This window comes from Porphyromonas sp. COT-052 OH4946, from assembly GCF_000765965.1.
GTDB lineage: Bacteria > Bacteroidota > Bacteroidia > Bacteroidales > Porphyromonadaceae > Porphyromonas > Porphyromonas gulae.
The window spans coordinates 38934-51264 of the sequence record NZ_JQZY01000010.1; the positions used below are offsets into that span (position 1 = coordinate 38934).

Sequence of the window (12331 nt, forward strand, 5' to 3'; positions counted from 1 at the left end):
TTATTCGTATCGGAGTTCATTGACAGGGTTGCGGCGAGCTATGCGCCGGAGGTTGATGACTACGGCCAATGCAATAATCAGGAGGACGAGCAGACCTACAAGGAGGAAAATCCATCCGTTCAATTCGATTCGATAGCTGAACTTCTCCAGCCAGTTCCGGCCGAAGAGATAAGCGACGAAAAGTCCGGCAAGCACACTCGGCACACTGAGTCGGGAAATGGAGCGGAGGAAGAGACGCAAGATGTCGCCCTCTCCGGCTCCATTGATCTTGCGGATGGCCAGCTCCTTGCGGCGGCGATTGACCTCCGTATTCACATAGCCGACCAGTCCGATCAGAGCGATCAGGATAGCCACAATACTGCCGAAGAGGATCGTATTGCGGAAGGTCTTGGCCGCCTCGAAGCGACTGAGAAGCTCCATCTCCACACTGAGGAAAGAAGTCTCCTTGTAGGGATCGGCTTCGGAGAGGATGCCATTCACGCGATGGAGGAGCTCGGCATCGTCATGACGAAGGCGGATCGTCAGATAATGCAGCCAAGCGTCCCCATAGACGATGGCGGAAGGCAGCTTCTCGGGGTAAGGGCTCAGGTGCTGACGGCGGAGCATGAGATCGTCGTACACACCGCGAATCACCACTCGCCCGAATGATGTCAGGATGATATTCTTGCCGATGACACCGTCTTTCCAATTCATCAGCCGGGCCAATTCCGCAGCCGCTTTCTTACTGAGCATGATCTCTCTGTCCTTTTCGGTGGCAGAGTCGAAGTTTTTCCCTTCGAGCAGCCGGATGCCGTAGACATTCAGATAGTGTTCGTCTACGTAGAAGAGGTCGGCCACATTGATCAGCTCACGTTCCGTAGCGGGGTCGATCAGGTTATCGCCACTCTGGCCGGAAGAAGCCGGCAAGGCGGTCGTCAGCGTATAGCCCTCCACTTCGGGCAGTGCCTTGAGCTTTTCGATCACGACGGGGAGTTGCTGCTGATCCAGCGACTCGATGGGGACATAATACAGGCCGGAGGCTTTGTATCCGGCATCCTGCCCTACCATGTGCCGGTATTGCAGACCGGTGACAGCCAAAAGGCCGAAGAGGAAAGTGGCTGCCACGAATTCCACAGCCAACAGCCCCAGCTTCCAGAGCCGATTGTGCACTACCGACTTGCGAAAGATATTCATCACCGGAGTACGGGACAGGGAGTAGCCGGGGATCCATCCCATGAAGAAAGTGGCCACGGCCAATACTCCGGCCAAGGCTGCGGCTACGCGCCACGAGATCAGATGCAGCAGCGGAGTCTCGATCAGAGCCTCCATCGGTTTGCGGAAGAGTACAAGGGTCAGGACGGCCAGCACGAGAGAGAGGAGGAGATAGAGGAAGGTCTCCCAGATCATCGTGCCCTGTATCTGCACGGGCATGGCTCCGTAACACTTGCGAATGGCAGCTGCGCGCCGGCGATTGACCATGGAGGCAAGGGTCATGAGCACGTAGTTCAGCAGCGAAATAAGCAGCACTGCTATGGCCACGATCTGCTGTATTTGCAGCATATTGACCAAGGTGGGATCTTCCAGACGCAAGCGGTTGAAGGGCGTGAGGGAATAGTGCAATTCCACTCCTGCTTTGCGGAAGACTTCCATATCCTGATGCCGCTTTTGCATCTCCAGGAGAGCCCCGTCGAGGCTCTCGGGCGACACGCCGGGACGCAGACGGACATAGGCTATGTAGCGGTCGTTGCCGATCCAGTTGTTCAGGCTCTCGGCCGGCATCCACGTAATGGGCAGGAGCATATCGGCTTGGATGCTGCTGTTGTGGGGCAGATCCTCGAATACTCCTCCGATCGTGATGGCTCGGCCCGATTTGCTTTCTGCCGGTCGCAACCGTTTGCCCAAGACATCGCCCCCCATCTTCCGGGCCAAACTTTCGGAGATCAGACAGGTCATATTGTCGCGCAAGGCACTATCCCGGACGCCGGCGATGAGTTCCACCCCGAACATGTCGAGGAAAGCCGGTTCGGCGAGCAGCGTCTTGGTCTCGTAGGTTTTGTTGTCTTCGAGTACCATCTTCGAGGTGCCATACAGAGTCGTTCGGGTAGCCAGTTCCACACCCGGTATTTCCTCCTGAATGGCAGGGGCAACACCTCCGCTGACCTGAGGGAAGTCGAGTTCTTCCGGCTTACCCCCCTCCTGACTTTGGCGCGTGCCATGCGTCTTGACGATGCAGATGCGGTCATGGTGGGGGAAATCCCGTTCGTAGCTTCGCTGATAGATGACGATAGAGAGCAGGAGCACGCTGACGGAAAGTCCGAGCGTAAGCGTCAGGAGTTTGCTGATGCTGTGTTCGCCCTGTCGGAAGAGGCGGCGAGCAGCAAGTCTGAGAGGTAACATGATGTGCTATATATCGTTTAAGGTTGTTATTCGTTTTTGAGGTAGTCCACGGGGTTGGCGCAGGCTGCCCGCCAGCTCTGAAGCGATGTGCTCACGAGCGATAGCAGCAAGACGATGAGGGCTGCAACGACAAATACCCACCAGTCCAGCCTGATGTGGAAAGCGAATGTCTGGAGCCAGCGATCCATGGCCCACCACGATACAGGCAGAGCTATGAGCAGAGCTATACCGAAACGGCGGAGCGACTGGATGTTGAGCATGGCCAGTATGGTAGCTACCGTGGCACCATTGACCTTTCTAAGGGCGATCTCTTTCTCTTTCTGCTTGATCATATAGAGGCTCATGGCGAAGACGCCCATCACCATAATGAGGACGGTGAGCAGGGCAAAGGCAGAAATGAGCTGCGACAGATTGGTCTGCGACTTGTACCGGTCCAGAATGATGTCTTCCGCCCAGAGGGGTTCTATGTCCTCGGCTCCGGTCACTCGCTTATAAGTGTCGCTCACGGCAGCAAGGACGGCAGATTTGTCGGCCTCGTCCGAGGCCCTTACGAGCGTTACCCACGGTTGTTCCCTGACATAGAGAGGACGTATCTGCAGGGGAGACTGTTCCATGTTGAGGGGTTTGTATTTCAGGTCGGGGATACGTCCCACCATACGATACTTCACCTCGTCGTTATCGTCATCGCCTTGGGTAAATATGCCGGTCTCGGGATCGGGTTGGACGGCGTTGAACATCTTCATATTGCCCCATTCGGGAATAATTCGGGCGGCACGCATCTTTTCCCTGTCGAAAAAGGTCTCCACCGGCTCGTCCGTCAGCGGTATCGGACTGATCTCGAAGAAATCGAAGAAGACGGAGTCCACCACCATTTCCCAAGTGCTCACGTTCACTCCGTTTTTGGTGAACGACATATTATTGACATACCGGATAGGATTGCCGCATGCATACGATACTTTCTCCACGCCGGGGATCTTCTCCAATTCGGCACGAAGCATTCCCTTCGGAACGGAATCCGCCGTATTGGACATCCAGAGCACGCCACGCGTGCGGAATCCCAAGTCGGAATGAATGAGGTAATGCGTCTGACGGATCATGAACAAGCTGCATACCAGCAGAGCGACGGCAATGGTATATTGGAAGATGATCAGCACCTTGGAGTAAGTGCTTTTGATGCGATAGCGGAGCGTGCCTTTGACCACTTCTATCGGTTTGAAACGGGAGATGATCCAAGCCGGCAGAATACCCGACAGGAAGGATAGCAGCACGACAAAGAGGGCTATGGCAATGACGGTGGAGGGGGTAAACTGATGTTTGAGGTCGAGGGTCGTCTCCAGCACGCGGTTGAAAAACGGCTCGAAGGCAAAGGCCAACAGCAGACCTGTGATGAATGTGAGCAGGGTCATGACCAGAGACTCCAACAGGAGCTTGCGGATGACTCCCGAACGGCTTCCGCCGAGCAGACGGCGAATGGCGGATTCCTTGCCCCTGAAACCGGCCTGTGCGACAGTCATATTGACATAATTGAGCACGGCGATAACGAGGATGAGCAGGACGATACCCGTCAGCACTTTCACTTTGGTCATATTGTTGGCGCGATTCTCCAGATTGGCTTCCACGACCCTGCTATCAAAGTAGCAATCCGGCAGAGAGACGAAGTGGACTTCTTTGTGGAAACCCTGATGATAGAGCCACATAAACGCCTCCTTCTTGAATGTTTCTTCGAGGATTCGGGCTTTGCTCTCAAGGTCGGTTCCGGCTTTGAGGAGGTAGTAGGCCATGAAGCTGCAATTGCCCCAGCGGAAGGCATTCTCGCCGCTCAAATCGGACAGAAAATGGTAATTGACCACAATATCCACCTTTTTGAACTGGCTGTTGGACGGGATTCCCTCCATTACGCCCGTGATCGTACAGGGGAAATTGTAGATAAATACGGATTGACCCACGGGATCCTTATCGGCGAAGAGCTTGCGGGCAAAATCCCGAGAGATGACGGCTGACTTCCGGTCGTTGAGCACTTGGGAGGGGATGCCGTTCGTGAGACGGAAATCAAAGAGGGAGAAAAAGGTGCTGTCTGCCAACAGAATGGGCGTTTTCAGTCTCTCTCCGGAGGGCGTTTGGATGTATACATCCCTGTTTGCCACACGACTATAAGATTCGATGTCGGGCAGGATGCTCTGTATATACGGGGGAGCCAGATTAGACCAGTTGGCACCCTCCTCCGAACAGAGCATGTAGATGCGGTCGGCCTTCGAGTGGAAGCGATCCACGGACATTTCGTTCCGGACGTATATGCCCAATATGATGACAAACATCAGGGATACGGAAAAACCGAATACGGTGACGAAGGTGTAGAGTTTGTTGCGGCTGAGGAATTTGAAGTAAGTACGCATAGTGACGACAATCGTTTTTGATGCTGCTGTTTTTATTCGTTTTTGAGGTAGTCCACGGGGTTGCTCGATGCAGCGTTCATGGCCATGCTGAGCATGGAGAGCATGGCTACTGCGGAGACGAAGAGAAGCGATGCGGGGAATACCCACCAAGGCATATCGGCATGATAGGTATAGCCTTGCAGCCAGCGGTTCATGACCAGATAGATGACGGGAGTGGCCACGGCGAAGGCGATGAGCAGATTCCACAGGCTGCGGCGGCCGATAATCTGCAATATCTGCACTTCGCGCGCTCCGACCACCTTGCGGATGGCTATTTCTTTTTGCTTGTGACGGATGCGCAGGGCTGCCATGGCAAAGACGCTCATCACCGTGCCGACCAGTGCCAGAATGCTGAAGAGGAGAAGAAAACCGCTGAGCGAACGTTCCTCCTTACTGTGCGAGGCTATGATGTCTTCCGAACGCAGGATTTCGGTATAGGGCTGCCCCGTAACACGGGAGTAAACGGCCTGTATGCTTCTGATCAACTGCTCGGGATCGGCCCCCTCCGAATAGCCGACCAGTACGGACCACGACCAGGCGGATGTCTTGGGATAAGGGATGAAGAGATAGCTCGGTTGTGGTTCTTTGAATCCTCCGAAATGAAGTTCAGGAGCATCGCCGCAATAGTGGAACTCGCCGGCTTTGCCCCAATGAATGACACCGTCCGGCAGATTGGCCACATCGAAGTCGTTGTAGGCGGATCGGCTGAGATAGAGGGTGCTATAGGGCTTGTCGGTCTTGCGGCCGTTGGGCTTCATCTTCAGGTCGAACAGGCTCAGTGCCACGGAGTCCATGGAGAAAATCTGCATGGAGAGAGGCTTGCCACGGTATTCGGAGGTGTTGTTGTTGCCTTCGTTCAGCGGAGTGCCATGGGTGAGACCTATGCCCGTTATGCCGGGGATTTTGGCCATTTCGGTTTTCATCGTATTGACGATCTGCGGATCCAGTCTGAAAACGTCTACGATCAGTTTGTTCCTGTAATCGTAGCCCATGTCGGAGTTGGTCATATAGTCGATCTGCACGGCCATCACCATGGTACAGCCCAGCAGGATCATCGTAATGGCATACTGGGAAATGACCATAATCTGCGAGAAGCTGCTCTTGACCACACGGCGAAACTTGCCGCTGACCACCTCGATCGGACGAAACCGCGATATGAACCATGCGGGCAGGGCTGCGCACACGATGCTCAGCAGGAGCATGAAGCCGATCAGCAGCAGGATGAGCGCGGGCGAAATATGCCGTGCCAGATAGAGATGCGTATCGAACAGGCGATCGAATACGGGTTCGAGTGCGAACATGCCGAATACGGCCAGCAGCGTGCTCAGGAAGATGAGCAGAAGCGACTCGAACCAGAGGCGGCGTACGATGGCGAGACGGCTACTCCCCCAGAGCCTTCTGAGGGCGACCTCATTGCCACGGCTGCCTGCCTGTGCGAGGGTCAGATTGATATAGCTGATGATGGCAATGATCAGGACCAAAAAGGTGATGGCAATGAGTATGCGCGTGCGGGCGGGATTTCCTTTTTGCACCATTAGGGCGTATTCCTTGGGGAATAGCGGCTCCGGATAGCATTTTTCCAGCGGATGGAGCTTCACCTCGGCCTTCTCGTCGAAAGCGAATATGACATCTTTGCCTTGGACGGCTTTCTGCACGGCAGGCAGTTGTGCCGTGAGGTCGGCTCCTTCGCGAGCTTTGAGATAGAGGATATAGTTGCCGTTGTTGTAGTTGCTTTCTTTGGGCTCCTGATAGAAAAGGAGTTCGGCCGGTCTGATATGGCAGTTATCCGGCATCGGCTCCATGATGCCCGTGATCCGAAAGGTCTGCTTGTCTTTGGAAAAATCGAAAAAAGAAATCTCCTGCCCGATGGGAGACATGTTGCCGAAGATACGGGCCGCCAACGCGGAGGAGATAACGGCACTGTTCTGCTCGGAAAGGACGGTTTTGGGATCACCTTCAAGGAGTTTGTAGCCGTCGAAGAAAGTAAAGAAGTTGGATTCGACCGAAAGATGGGAGGCAATCAACCCGTTTTGCTTGTCGGCACCGATAAAGATGTATTCCTTGTCGTTGTATTCGCTGATGCGGCATATCTCTTCCACATCGGGTACCTGCTCGCGAATGAGCGTTCCGGCAGGATAGCAACAGATAAATCCGCTCCAGCTATCCTTGCTCTCGACATTGTACTGATAGATACGTTTGTAATCGGTATGAATACGATCGGCTTGCTGTTCGCGCTGCACATAGAAGCTAAGTAGCAAGACGAACATGAGCGAGAGGGCAAAGCCTACGATAGTAACGAAGGTGTAGAGTTTGTTTCTGCTAAGGAATTTGAAGTAAGTACGCATGATAATGATGACGAATGATGGAATGATGGTTGTATTCTCGAAGGAAAAATTAACCTTATGACTAATATCCTTTTGATTCAAGTTTGTAAATAGCGATTTTTGTAGCAGAAAATGCTGATACATGCTTGCAGCGACAAATTTTGCTTCCGAAATTTATAGTCGCAAGCTTGCAGTGAGTAATTTTTCGACCGAAAAATCTTTCTGCAACTTGCAGCAAGTAATTTTTCCCCCAAAATTTCATGTTGTGAGCTTGCAACAAGCGATTTTTCCGACGAAATTGTATGCTGCAAGCTTGCAACCATGAATTTCGGCTTGGAAATTCTTCTTTACAATCCTGCAAAAATGAATTTATAAGACAGATTTGCATGATTCGATTCTTTAATAGAGGAAAAGGAATAAGAGTCATATCGTTTCTCTTTTACACGGAGTCTGTACATAGGTCAATTTAGGATAATTTCTTCCGCATCGCCGAACATATCATACGAAGAGGTGATAACCATCTCGCCGGCATGCAGACCGGATGTAACTTCATAATACTGCGGATTCTGACGGGCGATCGTGATGTCCCGGCGAACGGCTCGCTTGCCGTCGGGCGTAACGACGAATATCCATCGGCCACCGGTATTCTGATAGAAGGCTCCGCGTGGGATCATGATGGCTTCGGACGGCTGTCCGAGACGCAGATTGATGTAGTAGGTCTGGCCTGTGCGGATATTGTCGGGTCGCTCTCCGTCGAATACGAAGTCGGTACGGAACTGCTTGTCCCGAACCTCGGGGTACACCTTCCGGACACGAAGGGAGAAGTCCCTACCCTGCCGTTCGAACGAAGCGGCCAGACCGGCTTTGACCCGATCGATATAGTGCTCGTCTATCATAGCCTCCACCTTGTAGTCGGACAGGACGTTGATCTGTCCGATGCGGCTGCCGGCTCCTACCGTCTGCCCGATCTCCACGTCCAGAAGTCCCAGCTGACCGTCGGCCGGTGCCTTCACGTTCAGATCTTCCACACGGGCACGCACCATCTCCAGATTGCGGCGCATATTGTGCAGGCTCTCCTCCATCTGACGCACCTGTATCCCCCTGTAGAGCGAGTCCTGTCGCTGCCGTTCCATGACGAGCTTGCTGCCTTCCACGGCATATTGGTAGTCCTCGCCGGCTTGCAGATACTCCTCGCGCGAACAGAGTTTTTCCTTATAGAGCCGGGCGTACTGCTCGGCTTTCCGCTTTTTGCGCTCTATATCCAATCGGAGGTTGAGGCTCTCGCGTTTCAGGTTGAGCCTGTCCTGCTCCATGGTCACCTGCGTATTGCGCAGGAAGTTCTGCTTCTCGGCAAGCTGCGCTTCGCTGTCGAGGATATTCAGGTTCAGCATCGGATTGGTCAGCCTCACGATGATGTCCCCCTTGTGCACCATGGCACCCTCCTCCACGGCTTTCTCCGCCACCATTCCGCCCTCTACGGCACTGATCTGAATGGAGTTGATGGGCTGCACCTGACCGTTGATGCGGACATAGTCGTTGAACTCGCCCCGGCGCACGCTGTCGATGCTGATCCGAGCGCGTTCGGCTCTGAACTTGGTGCTGTGATTGCCGAATACGGCCCATGCCGCCAAGGCGAGTATTACTATCGCTCCCCCTGCATAGGGATAATATTTACGGGGGATGAGCGTCTTCTTTTTTTCTATTTTTCTATCCATGATGATGGTATGATTTGATACGAACGGGAGAAAAGAAAGGTTTTAGTCCGAAAGGCAGCCGTAGTAGGCTATGAGCCTGCATTTGAGCCGGTAGGTCATGGCCGCTCTCAGTCGCTGCACACGGGCATCGAGGAGCCGATTGGCCTGAGTGGTCAGGTCGATGGCCGTATTCAGCCCCTCCTCATAACGCTGTAAGACGGCTTCGTAAGCAGCTTGCATGGCATCGGTATGCTCCTCTGCCTGACGGTAGGAAGCCAGAGCGGCATCCCGGTCGGCCATGGCCTCGGCGATCTCGCTGTAGAGTTTGCGCTCCGCTTCGCCCCGTCGGACGATTGCCGCCCTGCGCTCGGCACGCGCCTGACGCAGATGGCTCACAAGGCTGAAGCCCGAAAAGATGGGGATACTCAGATTCAGACTGACGTATTCCCCCCGACGATTGCGAAACTGCTCGCTGAAGGGCGTATAGTCCGATCCGTTCAAAAAGCGTGAGAATCCCGTGTTCCATCCTCCGGATACCGACACACTCGGCAGGAATGCACCTCGCGCGGCTCGCAAACGGTCAGTGGCAGCCTGCTCGTCGAGTCTGGCACGGAGGAGGACGGGATGATGATGGGCAGCACGGGCGAAGACGCCGGCCGAGCTGTCCGATTGGGCCATGTCGGCAGAGAGGCTGTCAGCCGGCATATCGTCTACGATGAGTTCGTCTTCGATGGGGAAGTTCATTTTCTCTTTGAGTCGGATCAGAGCGATGATGCACTGATTGTCCGCCCGGGTCAGAGCCAAACGGTCGCCGGCCATTCGCGACTGCATCTCGAGGACATCGGGACGGCTTTTCATCCCCAGCTCTTCCATCCGAGCCGTCTGCCGGTGGAGGCGGCTGCTCTCCTCGTACTTCTGCATGGCCAGCTCCTGCATTCGGCGCGCATAGACGAGGTCGTAGTAGGCCTCCGTGGTTCCGAGGGCTGCCAGCTCCTGCTGCTCGCGAACGGAGAGGCGCGAAGACTCCCGGCGTGCACGCGCCATCCGCAACCGATAGACACTCTGCAAACCGTCGAAGAGGGTCATCGTGGCATGTATGCTGTACGAATTGTTGAAGCTGTTGATGTCGGTGTAGGTATTCGTCTCGGCATCCAATCCGCGTCCGAAGTTCCACGAAGCAGCGGTTCCGGCCGATACACGGGGCAGAAAACTGCCGGCGGCCTGAAGATAATCGGCCTTGGACTGCTCCAGCTCTGCAACGGACAGAGCCACGGCCGAACTGTGCCGGCGTGCATAGTCTACGCACTCTTCGAGGGTCATGTTCGATTGGCCCGTAAGGGAATTCGTCGCCAAAGCCGCTACGGCAGCCGTACAAATGAGATAATGTTGGAAACGCATATTATTCCGGTATGATGTTTTCTATACAAGAATAGTTTCAAACGCCGTGCCAAACTTCATACAGCACTGTAAACAAACGCTTTACGCCATTACCCCTAAAAAGGAACTGTCCAATAATTAGACATCGGCGTCTAATTATTGGACAGTATATCCTGAAAGGAAAGGCTTCCTCCGCGAGGGAGAAAGAGCGGGAAAGCGTTTTACGGCCGGTTCTCCTCTTCGGCTATATAGGCGATTCCCTCCTTGAGAAGTTCGATCCGCTCACCGAGACCATGACGCTCCAGATCGAGCACGCTCTGACGCACGCAGTAATCGCCCGCTATTCCGGCCACGACTATGCGTTCGGCCGAGCGCAACGAATCGGGCACTTCCATCTCGAAGGCACTGTAAGCATCGCGCTCTTGCGTAGTAGCCTTCTCTATCATTTCGACAGGGATACCCTCTGCCGAACAAGCAGCCAGAGCCTCCGCAATGCATGGTTCGATAGCGGCACCCACCGTATAACGGACACAATGCGGCGGCCACTGTCCGCCCTGTGCCACGAAGCTGCAATGATCGGCCGGATGCTGATCCATCGTCACGACGATGGACTTTATCTCCTTCCGATGTGCAGCCATATATTCGGCCAAAGCCTTCATGGCTTTCGGTGCGCCTTTGACGGCCAACGAACCGCTTACGAAATCCACCTGCGGATCCACGATCAAGAGTACCATAGCGCTATGTCTTTCTTCTTCCTTACGGGGGGTTAGAGTTCCAAGTCGATGTCGTGCTTCTCGTGCCAAGGGAGTCCCTGCTTGGCCACCTCTTCGAGGAACGGATCGGGATCGAACTCCTCCACGTTGAAGACACCGGGCTTGCGCCAGATACCCTTCATGAACATCATGGCTCCCACCGTGGCAGGAACGCCCGTCGTATAGCTTACGCCCTGCGTTCCCGTTTCTTTGTAGGCGGCTTCGTGGCTACAGTTGTTCCAGATATAATAGGTACGCTCCTTGCCATCGCGGATACCGCGGATGCGGCAGCCGATACTCGTCTCGCCCGTATAGTTCTCGCCGAGGTCTCCGGGGTTGGGCAGCACGGCTTTGAGGAATTGGATGGGGACGATCTCCACGCCGTTGTACATGATCGGGTCGATGCGCGTCATACCGATATTCTGCATCACGCGAAGATGAGTCAGATATTCCTGTCCGAACGTCATCCAGAAACGGGCGCGCTTGATCGTCGGGAAATTCTTCACGAGTGATTCCAGCTCCTCATGATAGAGCAGATAGGACTCGCGCTCACCGATATTCGGATAGGTTAGCGTCTTGTGTATTTCCTGCGGTTCGGTCTCTATCCAACGGCCGTTCTCCCAGTACTTACCCTTCTGAGTGATCTCGCGAATGTTGATTTCGGGATTGAAGTTCGTAGCAAAAGCCTTGTGGTGGTCGCCACCGTTGCAGTCCACAATATCGAGATAATGAATCTCATCGAAATGATGCTTGGCCGCATAAGCCGTAAATACGCTCGTCACACCCGGATCGAAGCCGCAACCGAGGATAGCAGTCAGGCCGGCCTCGCGAAAACGATCCTGATAAGCCCACTGCCAGCTGTATTCATACTTGGCTTCGTCGAGAGGCTCGTAGTTGGCCGTATCGAGATAGTTCACCCCACAGCGCAGGCAGGCATCCATGATCGTCAGATCCTGATAGGGAAGTGCTACGTTGATCACCAATTCCGGTTTGAAACTCTCGAATAGAGCCACCAGTTCTTCCACATTGTCGGCATCGACCTGAGCGGTTTGGATCCGGACGTTTTTGATTTCGGACGCAATCTTGTCGCACTTGCTTTTCGTGCGGCTGGCTAACATGATCTCCGTGAATACATCGGTGTTCATAGCCACCTTCTTGGCCACAACGGTACCTACACCGCCGGCCCCGATAATGAGGACTTTACCCATTTTTCTATGATTCTTTGTATGATTATTATTCGCCTGTAGCGCAAAGATAAAGAGAACAGACCAACAAATCGGCAAAAAAATCCCACCCCGACTCTCCAAACGCACTAAAAAGCAGTATTCACTTGGTCTTTTGCCCTTCCTCCTTAGTTTCATGCTTCCTTGGCGGGG

The 12331-nt window shown here is 54.1% G+C and carries 8 protein-coding genes; all 8 read right to left on the bottom strand.

Annotated elements, in window-relative coordinates:
* The 8 genes from HQ50_RS04920 to HQ50_RS04955 all read right to left on the bottom strand — a co-directional run bounded on the left by HQ50_RS04920 (position 1) and on the right by HQ50_RS04955 (position 12163).
* Positions 1-2376: an ABC transporter permease gene (locus HQ50_RS04920; protein WP_039428769.1), complete on the bottom strand. Its 2376-nt coding sequence runs from the start codon at positions 2374-2376 to the stop codon at positions 1-3.
* A 26-nt stretch (positions 2377-2402) separates the two neighbouring features.
* Positions 2403-4769, bottom strand: a complete 2367-nt coding sequence (locus tag HQ50_RS04925) for an ABC transporter permease (RefSeq protein WP_039428771.1) — start codon at positions 4767-4769, stop codon at positions 2403-2405.
* A gap of 32 nt (positions 4770-4801) precedes the next feature.
* Positions 4802-7153 carry an ABC transporter permease gene (locus HQ50_RS04930; RefSeq protein WP_039428774.1) on the bottom strand — a complete coding sequence of 784 codons (2352 nt, stop codon included), beginning with the start codon at positions 7151-7153 and terminating at the stop codon, positions 4802-4804.
* Between the two features lie 61 nt (positions 7154-7214).
* Positions 7215-7559 carry a hypothetical protein gene (locus HQ50_RS11225; protein WP_152566872.1) on the bottom strand — a complete coding sequence of 115 codons (345 nt, stop codon included), beginning with the start codon at positions 7557-7559 and terminating at the stop codon, positions 7215-7217.
* Positions 7560-7593: 34 nt separating this feature from the next.
* Positions 7594-8847 carry an efflux RND transporter periplasmic adaptor subunit gene (locus HQ50_RS04940; RefSeq protein ID WP_018965564.1) on the bottom strand — a complete coding sequence of 418 codons (1254 nt, stop codon included), beginning with the start codon at positions 8845-8847 and terminating at the stop codon, positions 7594-7596.
* A 42-nt stretch (positions 8848-8889) separates the two neighbouring features.
* On the bottom strand, positions 8890-10224 hold the full coding sequence (locus HQ50_RS04945; RefSeq protein ID WP_039428780.1) for a TolC family protein: 1335 nt from the start codon (positions 10222-10224) through the stop codon (positions 8890-8892).
* A gap of 200 nt (positions 10225-10424) precedes the next feature.
* The gene (locus tag HQ50_RS04950) at positions 10425-10937 is read right to left on the bottom strand and encodes an isochorismatase family protein (protein WP_039428782.1); all 513 of its coding nucleotides are present in this window, start codon (positions 10935-10937) and stop codon (positions 10425-10427) included.
* Between the two features lie 32 nt (positions 10938-10969).
* The gene (locus HQ50_RS04955; RefSeq protein ID WP_039424970.1) at positions 10970-12163 is read right to left on the bottom strand and encodes a saccharopine dehydrogenase family protein; all 1194 of its coding nucleotides are present in this window, start codon (positions 12161-12163) and stop codon (positions 10970-10972) included.
* Positions 12164-12331 lie beyond the last annotated feature (168 nt).